Annotated in this window: 13 protein-coding genes; 5 read left to right on the plus strand and 8 right to left on the minus strand. The window is 69.9% G+C overall.

Annotated features, from left to right (window positions below; translation table 11 throughout):
• From OEIGOIKO_RS09145 to OEIGOIKO_RS09155, 3 genes are all read left to right on the plus strand, one after another.
• Positions 1 to 2622, plus strand: coding sequence for an ABC transporter permease (locus OEIGOIKO_RS09145; RefSeq protein ID WP_125053571.1), 2622 nt, complete (start codon positions 1 to 3; stop codon positions 2620 to 2622).
• Between the two features lie 151 nt (positions 2623 to 2773).
• Positions 2774 to 4147: a sensor histidine kinase gene (locus tag OEIGOIKO_RS09150; protein WP_125053573.1), complete on the plus strand. Its 1374-nt coding sequence runs from the start codon at positions 2774 to 2776 to the stop codon at positions 4145 to 4147.
• Positions 4042 to 4701: a response regulator gene (locus OEIGOIKO_RS09155; protein ID WP_125058600.1), complete on the plus strand. Its 660-nt coding sequence runs from the start codon at positions 4042 to 4044 to the stop codon at positions 4699 to 4701. Before OEIGOIKO_RS09150 ends, OEIGOIKO_RS09155 begins: the two co-directional genes overlap by 106 nt.
• A gap of 312 nt (positions 4702 to 5013) precedes the next feature.
• Here OEIGOIKO_RS09155 and OEIGOIKO_RS09160 read toward each other — a convergent pair whose 3' ends face one another.
• From OEIGOIKO_RS09160 to ngcE, 7 genes are all read right to left on the minus strand, one after another.
• Positions 5014 to 6300 (minus strand): sugar ABC transporter permease, encoded by a 1287-nt coding sequence (locus OEIGOIKO_RS09160; protein ID WP_125053575.1) that lies wholly within the window; start codon positions 6298 to 6300, stop codon positions 5014 to 5016.
• Positions 6297 to 7085, minus strand: coding sequence for an ATP-binding cassette domain-containing protein (locus OEIGOIKO_RS09165; RefSeq protein ID WP_125053577.1), 789 nt, complete (start codon positions 7083 to 7085; stop codon positions 6297 to 6299). Before OEIGOIKO_RS09165 ends, OEIGOIKO_RS09160 begins: the two co-directional genes overlap by 4 nt.
• An 85-nt stretch (positions 7086 to 7170) precedes the next feature.
• A complete protein-coding gene (locus tag OEIGOIKO_RS09170; protein ID WP_125053579.1) occupies positions 7171 to 8280 on the minus strand; it encodes a substrate-binding domain-containing protein in 1110 nt (369 codons plus the stop codon).
• A 168-nt stretch (positions 8281 to 8448) separates the two neighbouring features.
• Positions 8449 to 9726, minus strand: a complete 1278-nt coding sequence (locus OEIGOIKO_RS09175) for an ROK family transcriptional regulator (protein ID WP_125053581.1) — start codon at positions 9724 to 9726, stop codon at positions 8449 to 8451.
• 303 nt (positions 9727 to 10029) lie between these two features.
• Entirely contained in the window at positions 10030 to 10938 is a 909-nt protein-coding gene (locus OEIGOIKO_RS09180) for a carbohydrate ABC transporter permease (RefSeq protein ID WP_125053583.1), read from the minus strand.
• Positions 10938 to 11861 carry a carbohydrate ABC transporter permease gene (locus OEIGOIKO_RS09185; protein ID WP_031009026.1) on the minus strand — a complete coding sequence of 308 codons (924 nt, stop codon included), beginning with the start codon at positions 11859 to 11861 and terminating at the stop codon, positions 10938 to 10940. Before OEIGOIKO_RS09185 ends, OEIGOIKO_RS09180 begins: the two co-directional genes overlap by 1 nt.
• Positions 11862 to 11931: 70 nt before the next feature.
• Positions 11932 to 13374: an N-acetylglucosamine/diacetylchitobiose ABC transporter substrate-binding protein gene (gene ngcE, locus OEIGOIKO_RS09190; protein ID WP_125053585.1), complete on the minus strand. Its 1443-nt coding sequence runs from the start codon at positions 13372 to 13374 to the stop codon at positions 11932 to 11934.
• Positions 13375 to 13807: 433 nt separating this feature from the next.
• Here ngcE and OEIGOIKO_RS09195 point away from each other — a divergent pair, with 433 nt between their 5' ends.
• Together OEIGOIKO_RS09195 and OEIGOIKO_RS09200 are read left to right on the plus strand one after the other, a co-directional pair.
• Positions 13808 to 17230 carry a GH92 family glycosyl hydrolase gene (locus tag OEIGOIKO_RS09195; RefSeq protein ID WP_125053587.1) on the plus strand — a complete coding sequence of 1141 codons (3423 nt, stop codon included), beginning with the start codon at positions 13808 to 13810 and terminating at the stop codon, positions 17228 to 17230.
• A 121-nt stretch (positions 17231 to 17351) separates the two neighbouring features.
• Complete coding sequence (locus tag OEIGOIKO_RS09200; protein ID WP_125053589.1) at positions 17352 to 18296, plus strand: FG-GAP repeat domain-containing protein; 945 nt, start codon at positions 17352 to 17354, stop codon at positions 18294 to 18296.
• 220 nt (positions 18297 to 18516) lie between these two features.
• On the opposite strand, the gene acnA is transcribed toward OEIGOIKO_RS09200, so the two are convergent.
• Complete coding sequence (gene acnA / locus OEIGOIKO_RS09205) at positions 18517 to 21234, minus strand: aconitate hydratase AcnA (RefSeq protein WP_125053591.1); 2718 nt, start codon at positions 21232 to 21234, stop codon at positions 18517 to 18519.
• Positions 21235 to 21540 lie beyond the last annotated feature (306 nt).

Consider the following 21540-nt stretch of genomic DNA (forward strand, 5'->3'; position numbering starts at 1 on the left):
ATGCTGTCCGTCGCTCTCTCCGCCCTGCGCACCAGATGGGCGCTGTTCGCGGGCACCTTCGTCGCGCTGGCGCTGGGCGTCGCGCTGATCGCCAGCACCGGTCAGGTCCTCGACGCCACCCGGGGCTCCTCGACGCCCAGCAGCCCCGGGCGTTACGACGCCGCGGCCGTCGTGGTCCGGGCCGGCCAGTCCTTCACGGTCGACTTCGGCTCCGGCGGCGGTGCGTACGACCAGCGCCGGACCGCCACCTCCCCGCACCGCCTCGACCACGCCCAGCGGACCGCCGACGCGGTCCGCGGAGTGCCCGGGGTGCGGCAGGCCGTCCTAGACCGTTCGCTGCCCGCCCAGGTGGTGGCCGGGGACGCCGGTGACACCACCGACCGCCCGGTCGGCCACGGCTGGTCCAGCGCCCAGCTCACCCCGTTCCGTCTCACCGAGGGCCGCGCGCCCGCCGGTGACGACCAGGTCGTGCTCGCCGCCTCGCTGGCGAAGCGGGCCGGGGCGGCCGTCGGCGACAAGGTTCCCGTGGTGACCCCGCAGGGCCGCCGGGAGATGACCGTCGCAGGCATCGCGGCGCCGCCCGGAAAGGGCGGGGTGCCCGGTGAGGCCACCGTCTTCTTCTCCGACGCCGCCGCGCAGCGGCTGTCGGCCGACCCGGACCGCGCCGATGCGGTGGCCGTGCTCGCCGAGCCGGGCACGTCGGCCACCGAGCTGGCCGGCCGGATCGAGGCCGTACTGCCGGACAAGTCCCTCAAGGCCGGGACCGGCGCCGCCAAGGGCGGTGACCTGACCGCCGCCTCACGCGCCGCGGCGCTCGGCGACGTCGCCACTTTGCTCGCCGTCATGGCGGTGATCGCCGGCTTCGTGTCGATCTTCGTGGTGTCGGGCACCTTCGCCTTCGCCATCGCCCAGCGGCGCCGGGAACTGGCCCTGCTGCGCACCGTCGGTGCCGCCCCGCCCCAGGTACGCCGCATGATCATGGCGGAGTCGGCGGTGCTGGGCGTGGTCGCCTCGGCCGCGGGCTGCGCCATCGGGATCGCCGGCGGCCGGCTGCTCGCCTCGGTGCTGTCCTCCTTCGGCATGGCGCCCGAGGACTTCGAGGTCCCCGCGTCCCCGCCGATCCTGCTGCTCAGCTTCTTCGTCGGGCTCGGCGTGGCGCTGCTCGGGGTGTTCGCCGCCTCCCGCCGGGCCGCCAAGGTCCGTCCGGCCGAGACCATGCGGGACTCCGCGGTGGAGACCCGGGTCATGACGACCGGCCGCTGGATCACCGGCTCGGTGTTCGCGGGCATGTCGCTCCTGCTGCTGGTCCTGCTGCCGCAGGCGGGCAGCGACGGCGCCGTGGTGATCTCGCTGGTGCTGACCGAGATCCTGGTCGTGACGATGGTGGTCTTCTCGCCGCTGCTCGTCCCGCCGCTGGTCCGGCTGGCGACCTTCCCGCTGGCCGCGGTCACCCGCATCACCGGCTCGCTGGCCGGCGACAACGCCCGTACCGCGGTGCGCAGGACCGCCTCGGCCGCCGCCCCCGTCCTCGTCACGGTGGCCGTCGCCGGGTCCGTCATCGGCGTCACCGACGCGAGTTCGGCGACCACCGTCGCCGATGCCCAGAAGCACCTGAAGGCCGATGTGGTGGTCACCGCCGGCGGCGGGGCGGGCCTGCCCTCCGCCGCGGTGCGCGAACTGTCCTCGGCGCCCGGCGTCCAGGCCGCCTCGCCGGTCTCCGAGACCAGCGGTTTCCTCGTCGGCTCCCGTTACGTCATGTCGAGCGGCATCGGCGCGGTGGACCCGGAGAACCTGTCCGGCGCGCTGCGGCTGGACCCGGTCAAGGGGTCGCTGGGCGATCTGCGCGGCGACACGGTGGCGGTGACGAAACTGGTCGCCGGGCAGCTGGGCTGGCGGACCGGCGAAGAGGTCGACGTCCATCTCGCCGACGCCACGAAGGTACGGGTGAAGGTCGCCGCGGTGCTCAGCTCGTCGGCGGGGCTGCCCCCGGTGCTGTTCCCGCAGGACACGCTGGCCCGGCACGCGCCCGACACGATGACGAACGCCGTCTACCTGTCCCTGGCGCCGGGTGCCGACCACGCCGCCGCGACGGCCGCCGCCCAGAAGGTCGCGGACGGGTACGGCGCGACCGCGCAGGAACGCGACCACTGGCTGGCGGAGCGCGCCGACGCCACGCAGCAGGAGGGCCGCATCCTGGTCCTGGTGCTGCTGGGCACGGCGATGCTCTACAGCGGTATCGCCATCGCCAACACCCTGGTCATGGCGGCCGGTGAGCGGGCCGAGGGCATCACCCTGCTGCGCAAGATCGGCGCGACCCGCGGGCAGGTGCTGCGCACCGTCGTGTGGGAGACGCTGACCGTGGTGGCCGTCGGCGGGGTCCTGGGTGTCCTCGCGGACGGGGTGACGATGATCGGCATGAGCCGCGCGCTGTCCGGGTCCGGCGAGGGCGCCGAATTCCCGGTGCCATGGCTGGAGATGGGCTCGGTCCTGGCCGGCTGCCTGCTCGTCGCCCTGCTCGCCACCCTCGTACCGACCCTGCTCCAGCTGCGCTCCTCCCGCCCTGCCACCGAGGAGGACGAGGCGCCCAGCACGCGGGAACCGGTGCCGACGGGCGTGGAATGAGCCGTCCGTCCCCTCTGGACCAGCCGGTCCGGCAGCCCGCGCCCCCCGCGAACCTGCGGGCCAACCTCCCGCTCGCACCGTCCTGTCCCGCCGGTGAACCCGCGGTCTCGGGCCCACCGGCCCCCGTCGGAGCCTTACTACTGTGGCCCGAATGAGCTCCTCTCCCATCTGGCGGGCCGTGACCCGGAACCCGGTCAGCTTCCTCACCTCCGCCGCACCCTGGCGGGCGCTCGGTTACCTCGCCACCTCCGGTCTGCTCGGGCTGCTCTCGCTGATCGTGCTGGGAGGTGTGGTGGTGTGCGGGCTGCTGCTGTCGGTGGCGGGCATCGGGCTGGTGATCCTGGCGGGCTCGGTCCTCCTCGGTATCCCGCTGGCCGCGCTGGAGCGGCGCAGGCTGCGGCTGCTGGAGGGGCCGCACGCCGACCGGCCGGCCAGTCCGCACCGGGCCGTCGCGCGGCCGGGGCTGTGGCCGTGGCTGACCACCCGGCTTCAGGAGAGCGCGACCTGGCGGGAGTTCGGCTTCGCCATGGTGTTCGCGGTGCTGCTCTCCGTCGTGGACCTGGCGCTGCTGACGCTGGCCGGCTCGCTGGTCGTACTGATCGTCTTCCCGGTGAAGGTGGCGGTCGTCTCCGGGCAGCCGGAGGCACTGCTGCTGACCGGCCTCGGGATCGCCGTCCTGCCGGTCGCCGCTCATGTCCTGGGGGCGGCGGCCGCCGCGCAGGGCTGGTTCGTCCGGCTGATGCTGGCTCCCAAGAAGAGCGGGCAGACCGACCGGGTGGTGGAGCTGACCCGTTCGCGGGCGCGGATGGCCGACGCCTTCCAGGCCGAGCGGCGCCGGATCGAGCGGGACCTGCACGACGGGGCGCAGCAGCGGCTGGTGGCGCTGGTCATGACGCTGGGGCTGGCGGAGCTGGAGTTCGGCGGTGCGGACCCGAAGGCCGGCCGGGCCGGCGAGCTGATGTCCCGGGCCCGAGGGGAGGCGAAGCAGGCGCTGGACGAACTGCGCGACCTGGTCCGCGGCATCCATCCGCAGGTCCTCACCGACCACGGCATCGCCGCCGCGGTGTCCGAGGTCGCGGTACGCTGCCGGGTGCCGGTGGACGTGGACATGGAGCTGGCCGGGCGGCTGCCCACGCAGGTCGAGGCCACCGCCTACTTCTTCATCAGCGAGGCGCTCACCAACGTCGTCAAGCACAGCGGTGCCACCTCCGCCACGGTGCGCGGCCGGCTGACGCGGGACGGGCTGTCCGTCACGGTCACCGACAACGGCGCCGGCGGTGCCGAACTGCGCACGGGCGGCGGGCTGGAGGGCTTGGCCGACCGGGTCGCGGTGGTCGATGGAAGACTGGTGCTGACCAGCCCCTCTGGCGGCCCCACCGCCCTCAGCCTGGAGATTCCGTGCCGGCACAGTCACTCCGTATCGTCCTGGCCGAGGACTCGGCGCTCGTCCGTGAAGGGATCGTCGAGCTGCTGCACAAGTTCGGCCACCAGGTGGTCCGGGCGGTCGGCGACGCCGACTCCCTGATCACCGCGGTACGGGAGTGTTCTCCGGACATCGTCGTCACCGACGTACGGATGCCGCCGGGGCACGGGGACGACGGGCTACGGGCCACGACCGAGCTGCGCAAGGACTACCCGGACCTGCCGGTCCTGGTGCTGTCCCAGTACGTCGCGAACGCGTACGCCAAGGAGCTCTTCACCCCCAGCAGAACCCCGCACCGCCAGAGCCGGGCCGGCCTGGGCTACCTGCTCAAGGACCGGATCGGCGAACTCAGCGAATTCGCCCAGGCCGTCGAACGTGTCGCCGCAGGAGCCATGGTGATCGACCCCCAGGTTGTCCAGCACATACTGATGGAGCGCGACCGGCGCCACCAGTACCAGCTGCTGTCCGCCCGCGAACAGGAAGTGCTCGGGCTGATGGCCCGCGGCTACTCCAACGCGATGGTGCGGAACGCCCTGAACATCAGCGACGGGGCGGTGGCCAAACACATCGGCAACATCTTCGCCAAGCTGGGGCTCTCCCCCGACGACGGCAACCGCCGGGTGCTCGCGGTCCTGGCGTATCTGCGCGACGAGTGATTCCCGCCCCCGTCCCGCCCTCCCCTGTCCCGCCCGGTGCCGGCGCTCCGTCGGCGGTGCCACCGTTCGGTAGAGCCGCCGAGGCCTGTAGGGGCATGCATCGAACGTGGAAGAGCGGTCCGGGCGCCCGCCCTTGCTACCCTGCGAACGCGGTGTTCCGGGCGGACCCTGCTGGACGCCGGCCCCGGCTACGGTCCCCGGCATGCCGTCTGGTTCCTGCCGGGGCTCGGACCTGCGGTCCGTGCCCCGGCTCGACTGCTCCGTGAGCGCCCGCCCCCTGTTTCCCAATACGGCTGGCAGCAGGAACGACGGCTACGCCCGGCCGGCCGTCTTCTGCGTCTTGCGGGAGACGGAGTCGATGACCACGGCCGCCAGCAGGACGGCTCCGGTGATCATGAACTGGACGGCCGAGGCGATGCCCAGCAGCGCCATGCCGGAGGCGATGGACTGGATGACCAGGACGCCCAGGAGGGCGGACCAGGTCTTGCCGCGGCCGCCGAACAGGCTCGTACCGCCGATGACGGCGGCGGCGATCGCGTTCATCAGGAGGCTGCCCGCGCCCGAGGACTGGTTCGCGGCGTTGATCTGGGAGGCCAGGAACATTCCGCCGACCGCGGCCATCGTGCCGGCCAGGGAGAAGACCGAGATCCGGATGAACGCCACGTTGATGCCCGCGCGGCGGGCCGCCTCGACGCTGCCGCCGAGGGCGAAGACCTGCCGCCCGTACCGGGTGCGCCGCAGCACGAAGTCGAGGGCGACGACGACGCCGAGGAAGATCACGACGGCGAGCGGCAGGCCCTTGTACTGGTTCAGCAGCCACGCCACCAGATAGGCGGGGACGGCCAGGACCACCGTACGCAGCACGGTCTCGCTCAGCGGCCGGCTCGGCACGCCCGCGGCCTCGCGGCGGCGCGAGTCCAGGAGGGAGAGGCCGAGGAAGGCCAGGACGGCGACCGTCGCCAGGCCGTACGCGGCGGCCACGTCGGTGAAGTAGAAGTTGGTCAGCTTCGCGACGAGGCCGCTGTCGTCCAGGTTGATGGTGCCGTTGGAGCCGAGCACCTGGAGCATCAGGCCGTTCCAGCCGAGCAGCCCGGCGAGGGTGACGACGAAGGCGGGCACCCCGATCCGGGCGAAGAAGAAGCCGTGCAGGGCGCCGGCCACGGTGCCGGTGAGGACGGCCAGGATCAGGGCGAGCCATTCCGGCATGCCGTTGTTGATGTTGAGGACGGCGAAGACCGCGGCGGCCAGGCCGCTGACCGAGCCGACGGACAGGTCGATCTCGCCGAGGATCAGCACGAAGACGATGCCGACGGCGATCAGTCCGGTGCCGGCCGCCGTCACGAACAGGTTCGAGAGGTTCTCGGCGCCGAGGAAGGCCGCGTCCTGGAGCTGGAAGACGATGCCGATGACGATGAGGCCGACGACGACCGGCAGCGAGCCCAGCTCACCGCTGCGCGTCTTGCGCCGGAACTCGTCGAGGTAGCCCTTGAAGCCCTGCTGGCGGACGAGCAGCCGCGGGTCCACGGCGGTGACGGCGCCCGCGGCCGCGGGTGCCGCGTCGACCGGCTCGTCGCCGGCCTTGGACAGGTCGGTGGTCACTTCTTGGCCTCCGCGGTGCGGGCCTTGCGCCGGGTCACGGCATTGTCCGTGGCGCCGGTGATGGCTGAGATGATCTCTTCCTGACTGGTGCTGCGGACGTCGAAGGTGCCGTTGTTCCGGCCCAGCCGCAGCACCGCGACCCGGTCCGCGACAGCCTTGACGTCGGCCATGTTGTGGCTGATGAGGATGGTCCCGAGACCGCGCTCCCGCAGCCGTTCCACGAGGTCGAGGACCTGGGCGGTCTGCTCCACGCCGAGCGCCGCGGTGGGCTCGTCGAGGATGACGACCTTGGGCTCGCCGAGCAGCGAGCGGGCGATGGCGACGGTCTGCCGCTGGCCGCCGGAGAGCGAGGCGATGGGGATGCGCACGCTCGGGATGCGGATGGCGAGGGTGGCGAGCAGCTCGCGGGCGCGGCGCTCCATCTCGACCTCGTCCAGCACCCCGGCGCGCACGAGCTCGCGGCCGAGGAAGAGGTTGCCCACGACATCGAGGTTGTCGCAGAGCGCGAGGTCCTGGTAGACGGTCGCGATGCCCAGTTCCTGGGCGGTGTGCGGCCGGTCGACGGTGACCGGCCGGCCCTCCCACTCGATGACGCCGTCGTCGGCGGGTCCGACGCCGGCGATCGCCTTGACGAGGGTGGACTTGCCGGCGCCGTTGTCGCCGACCAGGGCGACGACCTCGCCGGGGTGGATCTCCAGTTCGACATCGGTGAGCGCCTGAACGGCACCGAACCGCTTGGAGACCCCGCGCAACGCCAGCACGGGCGTAGCGGACACGTGAATCATCTCCTTCGCCGCCTGACCGGCGGGGATGCGCCGTCCGGCCCCCGGCACCCGGTCGGCGGGCGGCGGGGCCGGGCGGACGGCAGGCTTACTTCAGGCCGGCCTGGGCGCAGGCGGACTGGAACTTGACGGTGCAGATCTCGGCCTTGGTGAAGAAGCCCTCCTGGCCGACATACTTTGAAATATCAGCCTTGGTGAGCGCGAAGGGCGTCACGATGACGGACGGCACCTTCTTCTCGGTGGCGCTGTCGACGGTGGTCTTGGCGACCGAGTCCAGCTTCTTGCCCTGGGCGAGTGCGACGGCCATCGAGGCGGCGGCGTCGGCCTCCGGCTTGTACGGCTTGTAGACGCTCATGAACTGTTCGTCGCTGAGGATGCGCTGGACGGCGGAGAGTTCGGCGTCCTGGCCGGTGACCGGCGGCAGCTTGGTGAAGCCGGCGCTCTTGAGGGCGGTGATGATGCCGCCCGCCATGCCGTCGTTGGCGGAGTAGACGCCGATGATCTTGTCCTTGCCGAGCGAGGAGATGGCGCCCTTCATGTTCTCGTTGGCGTTCTCCGGCTTCCACTCCTTGGTGTCGTACTCCTTGCCGATCTTGACCTTGCCGTCGAGCACGGAGTGCGCGCCGTCCTTGTACATCTTGGCGTTCGGGTCGGTGATCGACCCGTTCATCATGACGATCTCGCCCTGGCCGACCTTGTCGCCCAGCTCCTTGAGCAGCGACTCGCCCTGGATCCTGCCGACCCGCTCGTTGTCCACGGAGGTGTACGCCTTGATCGGGCCCTCGGCCAGCCGGTCGTAGGCGACGACGGGGATGCCCTTGTCGTTGGCCTTCTTGACCGAGGCGGCGATGGACTTGGCGTCCACCGCGTCCAGGATCAGGGCGTCGACCTTCTTGGTGATCATCGTGTCGACCTGCTGCTGCTGGACGGCGGGGTCCTGCTTGGCGTTGTCGTAGAGGATCTCGGTGTCCTGGCCCGCCAGCTCGCGGATCTTCTTCTCGATCAGCGGCTTGTCGAACCGCTCGTAGCGCGCGGTCTGGTTCTCGGGCAGCAGGAGGCCGATGGTCAGCGGCCCCTTCTTGTCCTTCTTGGCGTCCGAGTCGCCGCCGGCCTCCTTGGCGGAGCCGCAGGCGGCGAGTCCGGCGGCCATCGAGACGGCGGCCGCGGCCACGGCGGCACGACGCAGGTGCGAGTTCACGGTGAAACCTCCCTGACGAGGCCGCGTCGTTGCGGCCGAGGTGGCTGGAAGTCAACTCGGCCGCTCGCAGACCGTCAAGGAGTAAATACTTAACGAGATGACAACGGTGCCATGCGTTAGCTGTGTGAACTCAGCGTGCCCCGTACACGGCAGCGTGCCCCGGATGCGTCAGGCAATGGCAGAGGTACCGGTGCCTTCGGCGGGCCGGGCACCGGCGACGGTGGGCATGCCAGGAGCCGGCCGGCCGCCCGGCTGCGCGCTCCCCTCGGCGGACAGCGTGCCGTCCAGCAGCGTCGAGTCGCCCATCTCGCTCAGCACCAGCGCCAGCGCGCCGAGCACCTCGGCCCGGCCGCCGAGCGTCCCCGGCACGATCCCCAACTGCCGCGCCGCGCTGGGGATCGCATACCGCGACACCGACTCCCTTATCGGCCCGAGCACCAGCTCCCCGGCCTCCGCCAGGTCGCCGCCGAGCACCACCCGGCTCGGGTTGAGCAGGTTGCACAGATTGGCCACGCCGCTGCCGATGTGCCGCCCCACGTCCCCGATCACCCGGCGGCAGCCCGGGTCGCCCTCCCGGGCCAGCCGGACCACCTCCGCCATGGTCAGGTCGGGGCCGTGGCTGGGCTGGAGCAGCGGGAGCACGTACCGGGCGGCGGTGAAGGTCTCCAGGCAGCCGCGGTTGCCGCAGCGGCAGACCGGCCCGGACTCGTCCAGCGTGATGTGCCCGATCTCGCCCGCGGTGCCGCCCGGACCCCGGTAGATCTGGCCGCTGATGACCAGGCCCGCGCCGACGCCGCTGGCGACCTTGATGTACGCCAGGTCGGCGGCGCCGCGCCCGCTGCCCCAGACCAGCTCGCCGAGCGCGCCGAGGTTGGCGTCGTTGTCGACGTACACGCCGACGCCCAGCCGGCCGGACAGCTCCTCGCTCGGGTTCGTCCCGCTCCAGCCCGGCAGGATGGCCGTCGAGCCGAGCGTGCCGGACTCCACGTCGATCGGGCCCGGGACGCCCAGGCCGACGCCGATGACCTTGCCCGGACCGACACCGGTCGCCTCGACCAGCCGCTTGACCAGGCGCTCGGCCCGGTCGAAGCCCTCCGCGGCGGAGGCGTCCACGTCGATCGGCTCGGTCTCCTCGGCGAGCACCTGGTGGGCGAGGTTGCCGACCGCGACCCGCAGGTGCGAGTGGCCGAAGTCGACGCCCACCACGATCCCGGCGTCGCCGGAGAGCGAGACGCTGCGGGCCCGGCGGCCGCCGGCCGAGGTCGGGGTGACCTCGACGGTCCCGGCGTCCTTCAGTTCCCGGACGATGTTGGAGACGGTGGCCGCCGACAGGCCCGTGCTCCGGGCGATCTCCGCCTGGGTGAGCGAACCCGCCATGCGCACCGCGCGTACGACCCGCTCCAGATTGGCCCGGTGCAGCGAGGACTGCGAACCCGGAGTCTCCATCGACTCATCCACTCCCGCCTGTAGCACCCGGCACGACGGCCGGCTGCCGGCCGGGCCACGTCGACGGGACCCGGCTTGTCTCCAACATGTGAATCTAAGCTGACGTGCCCGGGTCCGGTTCCGTCAAGTCCTCGACCGGGTGCACCGGACCTGTGGCCAAAACCCGGCCGTCCGCTGACCCGGCCGGCACCGCGGCGGCCCCCGTGCCCGCGGGACGGCGGGGCGGGGGCCGTCGCACCGTACGGAGGTGCACGCCGCGCCGGTACGCGGCTCGCGCACCGGCGCGCGCACCGGCTCGCGGAGCTACTTCAGGGCGCCCGCTGTCAGACCCGCCACCACCTGCCGCTGGAAGATGATGTACGCGCCGAGCACCGGCAGCATGGCGATGGTCAGGCCCGCGAACAGACCGGACCAGTCGCCCTTGTACCCCTGGCTGACCGCCAGCGCGACCAGGCCCTGGGTGAGCACCTTCTTGTCCGGGTCGCCGACGTTCAGCACCGTCGGCAGCAGGTACTGGTTCCACTGCCCCAGGAAGTTGAAGATGCCGACGCTGATCAGTCCCGGCTTCGCCATCGGCAGCATGACCTGGAAGAACGTCCGCGTGTGGGACGCGCCGTCGATCAGCGCGGCCTCCGCCACCGACGACGGCAGCGTCTTGAAGAACCCGCTGAGGAAGAAGACGGTGAACGGCAGGGAGTACGCGATGTAGACCAGGATCAGACCGTGGTAGGTGTCCAGCAGGGCCATGTTCTTCATGACGAAGAACAGCGGGACCAGCGCCAGGATGATCGGGAAGCCCATCCCGCCCACGAACAGGAAGTAGATGAAGCGGTTTCCCGGGAAGTCGAACCGGGCCAGGACGTACGCCGCCATCGAGCCCAGCAGCATCGTTCCGATCAGTGAACCACCCACCACCACCAGCGAGTTGAAGAAGTACTGGCCCATGTTGGCCTTGTCCCAGGCGCGCGCCCAGTTGTCGAAGTGCAGCGCCGACGGCAGCCCCCAGGGCGAGCCGAAGATCTCCCCGTCGTCCTTGAAGGAGCTGACCACCGCCCACAGCAGCGGCATGGTCACCAGCAGGCCCCAGATGACCAGGACGCCGTGCGAGAAGACGTTCAGGACCCGCCCTTCACCGCTCTCGCCGGACCTGCCGCCCTTGCCGCCCGCGCCGCCCCGGCCCGTCACGGCCGGGGGCTTGGTCTGCACGCTCATCAGAACTCCAGTCGCTCACGCCGGCCCAGCCGCATGACGATGGCCGAGAAGATCAGGGTCACTATCAGCAGGGAGACGCCGATCGAGGTGGCGTAACCGGCCTGACCGTCGCGGAAGGTCTTCTGATAGACGTACAGCGGCAGGACCTCGGTGGAATAGTCGGGGCCGCCCGGCCCGACGCTCATGATCTGCACGAAGGCGAAGGCCGACACGTCCAGGGCGAGGATGCCCATGTAGATCCAGCCGGTCTGCACCGTGTCCCAGAGCAGCGGCAGGGTGATTCTGAAGAACGTGTTGAAACGGTTGGCGCCGTCCAGCAGCGCGGCCTCGTAGAAGTCCTTCGGTATGGAACTCATGCCGGCCGAGAAGAGCACGACGTAGAAGCCGACATTGGCCCAGATCATCGCGCCCATGATGCACCAGAGCGCGAGCTGCGGATCTCCCAGCCAGTCGGGCTGCACGCCGCCCAGTCCGATCGCGTCGAAGAACGCGTTCAGCGCGCCGCTCTCCGGGTTGTACGCGAACTGGAAGAGCAGGGCGACGATCGGGATCGACAGCACCTGCGGGAAGAAGTACAGAATCTTGTACGTGCCGGAGCCGCGTACGCCGCCGATGACCGCCTTCTTCCTGCGGCGGCCACCGACGTTGAGCATGAAGGCGAAGAAGAGCCCGAGCGAGAGCGTCACCACCGGCAGCAGCAGCAACAGCGTCACACTGTTTCCCACCGAGGCCCAGAAGACGCTGTCCTTGAAGAGACGCGTGTAGTTGTCGAACCCGACCATTTTCATGTCCGAGCTCAGGCCGGTCCAGTCCGTGAAGGAGTAGTAGATCGCCTGCACGAACGGCGATATCACGAAGATCGCGTATATCGCCAGCGGGAGGACCAAGAACCCTGCGATGAAGCGGTATTTACCGTGCTGCATGACTACCGATCCCGTTCTTTCCCCGCGACTGCCGTGACGGCCACCGCTGGTGACGCGTGAGCTGCACCGGTCAGCGCTGGTACTTCTTGACGCTGCTGTCGTCGCGCGTCTCGTCCGCGTACTTCTGGATCTTGTTGATCGCCTCGTCGGGAGTCATCCGGCCCGCCATCATCTCGCCCAGCGCGCCGACGCCGATCTTCTCCTTCTGCAGGGCCACGTACCAGTCCTGCAGCCGCGGGTTGACGATGTTCTTTCCGGCCTTCTGCAGCGCCTGCTGCGCCGAGTCCAGGCCCGGAGGCAGCTTCAGGCCCTCCGTACCGCCGTTGAGCGAGGTGAGCGAGGAGACCTGCTTGATGAAGTTCTGCGAGGACTTCTTGCTGAGCATGATGCGCAGCATCTCCATGCCGCCGGGGGCGTTCTTGGCCTGCCTGGGCACGATGAACGGTTCGCCGCCGGAGGCCCAGATCGTGCCGAACGGCATCTTGTCCGAGCCGGAGAGACTGGACGGCGCGCCGACCGAGAGCTGGAAGTCGGGATTCTTCTCGATCTGCTGGGCCGACTCGTTCTCCACCCACGATCCGTTCGGTATGAACAGGGCCTTGCCCTCGGCCCACGCCTTCTGCGACTGGAGGTGGTCCAGGCCGGGCGAGCCCTTGAGGATGTACCCCTTCTTGTACAGCTCGTAGTACGCGTCGAAGGCGGCCTTGACGGCCGGGTCCTTCCAGGCGTTCGGCTCCAGGTTGTCTATCTTGCGGAGCACCTCCTCGCCGCCGATCTTGGCGATGAAGGGGTAGAGGCTGAAGGGGAGGTAGTACGGGTACTTGCCGGGGTAGGTCCAGCCGGCGACGCCCTTCTTCTTCGCCTTCTCGCACACGGCGAGCATCTCTTCCCAGGTCTCGGGATATTCGGCGTCGGCCACCTTCCGCAGGTTGGTCCTGGAGTACCAGACGCCGTAGACCGTGTACGCGTAGTACATGATCCAGGTTTCCTTGCCGCCGAACTGGCCCATCTCGACGACGCCGGGGCGCAGGGTGTCGCGCACCTTCTTGCCCGGGTCGTCCATCGACGGGGCGTCGAGCAGCGGAGTGAGGTCGGTGAGCTGGTTCTTGGAGACCAGCGTGCCGAAGTCCATCTGCTCGGCGCCGGAGTTGTCCACGAGGTCCGGCGGGTTGCCGCCGTTGAAGCGCGGCTGCAGTGTGGACTGGATCTTCTGGGTGGAGGTGAGCTTGACCTTTCCCTTGGTCTTCGGGAAGGCGGCGACATATTCCGCCTGGGCGTCCTTGGCGTATTTGTCGCCGAATCCGCCGTCGAAGATGACGACGTCGAGGGCGGCGCTGTCATTGACCGCCAGCGGATTCTTGGCGGTCTTCTCCCCCTTTTCGACCTTCTCGCCGCCCCCGTCGCCACTGCCGGCACACGCCGACAGGGCGCTCATGGCCGGTACGGTGACGATTCCGAGCGCCGCGGCCCGCTTGATCAGGTCGCGACGGCTGAAATCTGAGGTGAACCCCATGCGCAAGTCCTCGCCTTCTTCAGGACTCAGGCGGTGTACCGGAGCCACCCCGGCACCGCGGGTCAGATGAAGCTGAGTTGTACGGGATGTGCACCGGGCGCGCTAGGGATGTGCGGGGCCGATTTCTTGTGCTGCTCCGCAGGTCCTCCCGGGTCCGGGGCGCCGTTCGTACAGACGCTCGGACGCCGACAGGTATAGTCCACTTCACGTCAACTCGGCAAGATCGTAAGCAAGTTCGGGCCGCCATCTTTCCCGAGTTGAGACCTCGCCGGTATGCACCGCTTCGGCCACGGACTTCCGGCCGCCGGGCACAGGGCCACCCTTGACAACAAAGGCCCCACACACCTTACTTATCTCTGCATTATGCGGCTGACAACGATGTCAGCATCGTTGGAATGCCGTCCTCATGTCGCCTTCGTCGAGAGGTACGCGCGTGCGGCTCAGACACCGGCACAGACCCCTGCCCGGCACGGCCCGTCCTGTCGCACTCGCGGCCGCGGCCCTGCTCGTCCTGACGGCCCCCTCCCCCGCCGTCGCGGCCCCTCCCCAAAAGCCCCCGGCGCCCCGGACGTTCAGTTCCTCCTTCGAGACCGGTGATCCGCTGCCGGACTGGCGGGACACCGTCGAGACCGGCCCGGACGGCACCGGGAAGACCTCCGGGGTGGGCCCGGAGAGCGGCCCCGGCGCGGGGATGAGCAGCCACCCCGACTCGGGCCCCACCGCGTCCCCCGCGGCCAGGACGAACGCGGGCTTCAGCGGGCTGCGGGCGCTGCGGTACGCGGGGACGCACACCGCGGCCGGCCGCGGCCACTCGTACAACAAGGTCTTCGACGTCGACGTGCCCGTCGCCCGCGCGACCTCCCTCTCGTACAAGGTCTTCCCCGAGATGGCCGCCACCGACCTGGGCTATCCCGCCACCCATGTCGCGGTCGACCTGGCCTTCACCGACGGCACGTACCTCAGCGAGCTGCGCGCCACCGACCAGAACGGCGCACCGCTGACCCCGCGCGGCCAGGCCGACGCCAAGACGCTCTACGTCAACCAGTGGAACCACCGCCAGTCGCGCATCGGCGACGTGGCGGCGGGCAAGACCGTCGACCGCATCCTGATCGCGTACGACGCGCCCACCGCGCCCCGGACCACACCGGTCTTCCGCGGCTGGGTGGACGACATCACGCTCGGCCCCGAGGCCCGCCAGACACCGCCCGCCCATCTCTCCGACTACGTCTCGACCACCCGCGGCACGAACTCCAGCGGCAGCTTCTCGCGCGGCAACACCTTCCCCGCCACCGCCGTCCCGCACGGCTTCAACTTCTGGACGCCGGTGACCAACGCGGGCTCCACGGACTGGCTGTACGAGTACGCGCGGAAGAACAACGCCGACAACCTCCCCACCCTCCAGGCGTTCGCCGCCAGCCACGAGCCGAGCCCCTGGATGGGCGACCGGCAGACGTTCCAGGTCATGCCGTCCACCGCGGCCGGCACCCCGGACGCCGGACGCGCCGCCCGCGCCCTGCCGTTCCACCACGCCAAGGAGACGGCGAAGCCGCACCACTACGGCGTCACCTTCGACAACGGCCTCAAGGCGGACATCGCCCCGACGGACCACGCGGCGCTGATGCGCTTCACCTTCCCCGGCGACGACGCGAACCTGATCTTCGACAACGTCAACAACAACGGCGGACTCACCCTGGACGCCGCGCGCGGCGTCGTCACCGGTTTCTCGGACGTCCGGAGCAACCTCTCCACCGGCGCCACCCGGCTGTTCGTGTACGGCGTGCTCGACGCGCCGGTCACCGCGGGCGGCAAGCTGAGCGGCGGCGGTGGCCCGGACGTCACCGGCTACCTGAAGCTGCGGCCCGGCGCGGACCGTACGGTCACGCTGCGCATCGCCACCTCGCTGATCGGCGTCGACCAGGCACGCGCCAACCTGGAACGGGAGATCCCGGCGGGCGACTCCTTCGAGCGGGTCCGGGACCGCGCCCGCGACCGGTGGGACGGCATCCTCGGCCGCATCGAGGTCGAGGGCGCGAGCCGGGACCGCCTCGTCACCCTCTACTCGAACCTCTACCGGCTCTACCTCTACCCCAACTCCGGGTACGAGCAGGTGGGCGCACGCGCCCGGTACGCGAGCCCCTTCTCGCCGCGGACCGGCCCGGACACCCCGACGCGCACCGGGGCGAAGATCGTCGACGGCGAGGTGTACGTCAACAACGGTTTCTGGGACACCTACCGCACCACTTGGCCCGCCTATTCCCTGTTCACTCCGGAACAGGCGGGGAAAATGGTCGACGGATTCGTCCAGCAGTACAAGGACGGCGGCTGGATCTCCCGCTGGTCCTCTCCCGGTTACGCGGATCTGATGACCGGCACCAGTTCGGACGTGGCCTTCGCCGACGCGTACGCGAAAGGCGTGCGGTTCGACGCCGTCGCCGCCTATGACGCGGCGGTGAAGAACGCCACCGTCGCCCCGCCCAGCCCCGGCGTCGGCCGCAAGGGCATGACCACCTCGCCCTTCCGCGGCTACACGAGCACGGACACCAAGGAAGGCATGTCCTGGGCGCTGGAGGGATACCTCAACGACTACGGCATCGCCCGCATGGGGCAGGCGCTGTACGAGAAGACGAAGAAGCCGCGGTACAAGGAGGAGTCCGCCTATTTCCTCAACCGCGCACGCGACTACGTCAAGCACTTCGACAGCAAGGCCGGCTTCTTCCAGGGCAAGGACGCGGCCGGGAACTGGCGGCTTCCCCCCGACCGGTTCGACCCGCGCGTCTGGGGCCACGACTACACCGAGACCAACGCCTGGACCTTCGCCTTCGCCGCACCGCAGGACACCCGGGGCCTGGCCAACCTGTACGGCGGCCGGGCGGGCCTGGCCAAGAAGCTGGACACCTACTTCGCCACCCCGGAAACCGCGGCGAAGGAATTCGCCGGCTCGTACAACAACGTCATCCACGAGATGACCGAGGCCCGGGACACCCGGATGGGCATGTACGGGCACAGCAACCAGCCGTCGCACCACATCGCGTACGCCTACGACGCCGCCGGGCAGCCGTGGAAGACGCAGGAAAAGGTCCGCGACGTCCTCTCCCGGCTCTACCTGGGCAGCGAGACCGGCCAGGGATATCCGGGCGACGAGGACAACGGCGAGATGTCCGCGTGGTACGTCTTCAGCGCGCTCGGGTTCTATCCGCTGGTGATGGGATCGCCCGAATACGCGGTCGGCTCGCCGCTGTTCACCAAAGCCACCGTCCATCTGGAGAACGGCCGCGACCTGGTGATCAAGGCGCCGCGCAACAGTGACCGCAATGTGTACGTACAGGGCCTGCGGGTCAACGGGAAGCCGTGGAATTCCACCGCGCTGCCGCACGCCCTGCTCGCCCGCGGCGGCACCCTGGAATTCGCGATGGGCCCGCGCCCGTCCTCCTGGGGCACCGGCAAGAACGCGGCACCCTCGTCCATCACCCGCGACGACCGGGTGCCCGCACCGGACGGCGACCTGACCGTGCCGGGCAGCGGCCCGCTCCTGGACGACACATCGGCCACCGCGGCGTCCTTCACGTCGCTCCCGGTGTCCCTCACGTCGGCGGCGCGGGTGACCTCGTACACCCTCACCTCGGCGGCGAAGGGGGACGCGCCGGCCTCCTGGGTGCTGGAGGGCCGGGACCGCCACGGCAAGTGGCGGACCGTCGACCGGCGGACGGCCGAGTCCTTCACCGCGGACCGGCAGACCCGGGTGTTCGCGGTCAGCACACCAGGTACCTACACCGACTACCGTCTGACTCCGTCAAGCCGCGCCACACTCGCGGAAGTTGAGCTCATCGGCCCCTCCAGAACGGATTTAACAGGCTAATTCGTCGGACCACCCGCAAATCAGTTGACATGTGAAGGGCTTGTGCAAAGATCCTGAGGATCCCGCGACGCGCCCCCATGGGGGTGCGTCGCGTCTCATCACCTGTCAAATGGAGAATTACGTGGCCAAACTTCCCGGCCGTAAGCGCGGGCGCGCCCTGTCGCGTCTGGCTGTCGCGGCGGTCGCCGCCGCCCTGGTCGGCACCAGTGCCTCAGCCGCGGTGGCGGACGCACCGGTCCCCGCCCCGGTGAAGAACGCCGAGATCGGCGCGGTGGCACAGGCCCCGAAGACCGGAGCGGCGGCTCGCGCCAAGGCCCGCGTCGGGGCCCAGGCGGACGCGCCGATCTTCGGCCTCCGCGGCATCGAGCGCTCTTCCGGCTTCCTGTACGAGTACCCGCCGAACGGCACCGGCGGTCTGGGCGAGCGCATGTTCGTCACGGCCGACTGGGACCTGCTCAAGGCCGCGGCCCCGGTCGACAACAACGCCGACGGTGCAGCCGACGGCTCGTGGGCCTGGGACTACGCCGGCAACCTGTACTTCAACTCCGCCACCGAGGACCGGGTGGTCGGCGGCGGCTGGAACATCTACAACAAGGTGCTGTCGCCCGGCAACCTGGGCGGCGGCGGCGCGTACGACATCCTCGCCCGCGACAACTCGGGCGTGCTCTGGCTCTACCTCGGCTACGACAACGGCAAGGTCGACCCGCGCGTCAAGATCGGCGCCGGCTGGGGCGGCTACACCCAGATCGCCGGCACCGGCGACCTGACCGGCGACGGCAAGGCCGACATCGTGGCCCGGGACGGCTCCGGCGTGCTGTGGCTCTACAAGGGCACCGGCAACTACAAGGCGCCCTTCGCGCCGCGCGTGAAGATCGGCGCGGGCTGGAACGAGTACAACATGCTGGTGGCCACCGGCGACGTGGACATCGACGGCCGCGCCGACCTGATCGCCCGTGGCAACGACGGCAAGCTGTGGCTGTACAGGGGCACCGGCAATGCGTCGGCCCCCTTCGCGCCGCGCAAGCAGCTCGGCTTCGGCTACAACATCTACAGCTGGATGTTCTAGTCCGTAAGGACACCGGCGGCCGGGGGGCTCCTGTCGACCCGGCCGGCCCGCCGGTGAGGTGATGGTGCGACGCGTCCCTAAGGGGCGCGTCGCACTGCTGTATCCAGCGCTTGGCGGCAGCCGGACGACGCCGCACAGATACGACGAGGGCCGCACCCCGGTGAAGGGTGCGGCCCTGGCCGTGTCACTCACCCGCTCGCGTAAGCGGCGGGCGTGCGGCTCACTTGCGGATCAGCGAGCGCAGCACGTACTGCATGATGCCGCCGTTGCGGTAGTAGTCCGCCTCGCCGGGGGTGTCGATCCGCACCTTGGCGTCGAACTCCACGTCGCCTGCCTTGACCTTGACCGTCTCCGGGATGCCGCCGTCGTTCAGCGCGGTGACGCCGGTGATGTCGAAGGTCTCCTCGCCGGTCAGGCCCAGCGACTGCGCCGAGGCGCCCTCCGGGAACTGGAGCGGCAGCACGCCCATGCCGATGAGGTTCGAGCGGTGGATGCGCTCGTAGGACTCGGCGATGACGGCCTTGACGCCGAGCAGCGCGGTGCCCTTGGCCGCCCAGTCGCGGGACGAGCCGGAGCCGTACTCCTTGCCGGCCAGGATGACCAGCGGGATGCCGGCGGCCTGGTAGTTCTGCGACGCGTCGTAGATGAAGGAGACCGGGCCGTCCTCCTGCGTGAAGTCACGCGTGAAGCCGCCCTCGGTGCCCGGCGCGATCTGGTTGCGCAGGCGGATGTTGGCGAACGTGCCGCGGATCATGACCTCGTGGTTGCCGCGGCGCGAGCCGTAGCTGTTGAAGTCGCGGCGCTCGACGCCGTGCTCCGTGAGGTACTGGCCGGCCGGGGTGTCGGCCTTGATCGCACCGGCCGGGGAGATGTGGTCGGTGGTGACCGAGTCGCCCAGCTTGGCCAGCACGCGGGCACCCTGGACGTCGGAGACCGGGCTGGTCTCCATGGTCATGCCCTCGAAGTACGGGGGCTTGCGGACGTAGGTGGACTCGCTGTCCCACTCGAAGGTGTTGCCGGTCGGGATCGGCAGCGCCTGCCACTGGGCGTCGCCCGCGAAGACGTCCTCGTACGACTTGGAGAACATGTCCTCGCCGATGGCGTTGGCCACGACGTCGTTGACCTCGGCCTCGGAGGGCCAGATGTCCTTGAGGTAGACCGGGTTGCCGTCCTGGTCGGTGCCGAGCGCCTCGGTGGTGATGTCCACCTTCATGGAGCCGGCGATGGCGTATGCGACGACCAGCGGCGGGGACGCCAGGTAGTTCATCTTGACGTCGGGGTTGATCCGGCCCTCGAAGTTGCGGTTGCCGGAGAGCACCGAGGTGACCGCCAGGTCGGCCTCGTTGATCGCCTTCGAGATCTCCTCGTCCAGCGGACCGGAGTTGCCGATGCAGGTGGTGCAGCCGTAGCCGACCAGGTTGAAGCCCAGCTTGTCCAGGTAGGGCGTCAGGTTCGCCTTGTCGAAGTAGTCGGTGACGACCTTCGAGCCGGGGGCGAGGGTGGTCTTGACCCAGGGCTTGCGGGACAGGCCCTTCTCGACCGCCTTCTTGGCCACCAGCGCCGCGGCGACCATGACGTAGGGGTTCGAGGTGTTGGTGCAGGAGGTGATCGCGGCGACGGTGACGGCGCCGTGGTCGATCTCGAACACCGAACCGTCGGCCGCGACGACCTGGGTCGGCTTGCTGGGCGTGCCGTTGGAGACGGCGGGGGCGTCGGAGGCCGGGAAGGACTCCTTGCCCGCCTCGTCCAGGTCCGCCTCGCTGACGTAGTTGCGCACGTCCTGCGCGAACTGGCGGGAGGCCTCGGCCAGGACGATGCGGTCCTGCGGGCGCTTGGGGCCGGCGATCGACGGGACGACCGTCGACAGGTCCAGCTCCAGCTTCTCGGAGAAGTCCGGCTCGGCGGCCGGGTCGAGCCACAGGCCCTGCTCCTTGGCGTACGCCTCGACCAGGGCGACCTGCTGCTCGGAGCGGCCGGTCAGCTTCAGGTAGTTCAGCGTCTCGTCGTCGATCGGGAAGATCGCGGCGGTGGAGCCGAACTCCGGCGACATGTTGCCGATGGTGGCGCGGTTGGCCAGCGAGGTGGCGGCGACGCCCTCGCCGTAGAACTCGACGAACTTGCCGACGACGCCGTGCTTGCGCAGCATCTCGGTGATGGTCAGCACCAGGTCGGTGGCGGTGGTGCCGGGCTTGAGCTCACCGGTCAGCTTGAAGCCGACGACGCGCGGGATGAGCATGGAGACTGGCTGGCCCAGCATCGCGGCCTCGGCCTCGATGCCGCCGACGCCCCAGCCCAGCACGCCCAGGCCGTTGACCATGGTGGTGTGCGAGTCGGTGCCGACGAGGGTGTCGGGGTAGGCCTGGCCGTTACGGGTCATGACCGTACGGGCCAGGTGCTCGATGTTGACCTGGTGGACGATGCCGGTGCCGGGCGGGACGACCTTGAACTCGTCGAAGGCGGTCTGGCCCCAGCGCAGGAACTGGTAGCGCTCCTTGTTGCGGCCGTACTCCAGCTCCACGTTCTGCTGGAAGGCGTTGGCGGTGCCGAACTTGTCGGCGATGACGGAGTGGTCGATGACCAGCTCGGCCGGGGCCAGCGGGTTGATCTTGGCCGGATCACCGCCGAGCTCCTTGACGGCCTCGCGCATCGTCGCGAGGTCCACGACGCACGGCACGCCGGTGAAGTCCTGCATGATCACGCGGGCCGGCGTGAACTGGATCTCCTGGCTGGGCTGCGCCTGGGAGTCCCAGCCGCCCAGCGCACGGATGTGGTCGGCGGTGATGTTCGCGCCGTCCTCGGTGCGGAGCAGGTTCTCCAGCAGCACCTTCAGGCTGTAGGGAAGGCGGGCGGAGCCCTCGACCTTGTCCAGCCTGAAGATCTCGTACGACTCGTCGCCCACGCGCAGCGTGCTGCGGGCGTCGAAGCTGTTCGCCGACACGACAGTCTCCTTCAATGCATGATTCGCGCGTACCACCGCAATCCTGCCGTCACAGATCCTTGCCGATCAGCTAAGGTAAGGCTAAGTTAGGCAAGCCTTACTAGCGCGGCAGCGGTACGCCTCCCGGCAGATATCTCGATGTCGAGATAACTCTAGTACATCCCCGCCGCGCGGTCATGCGCGCCCGGCCGCCGACCGCCGTCATCCCATCGAGGCACCTGACGGCGAACCCGGTCGTTCTGGCTCCTTTTCCGGCGGACCCGGTCGTACGAGGCGGCGCGCCGGGGAAACCTCCGCACCTCACGC

This window comes from Streptomyces paromomycinus, assembly GCF_003865155.1.
Classification (GTDB): Bacteria; Actinomycetota; Actinomycetes; order Streptomycetales; family Streptomycetaceae; genus Streptomyces; species Streptomyces chrestomyceticus.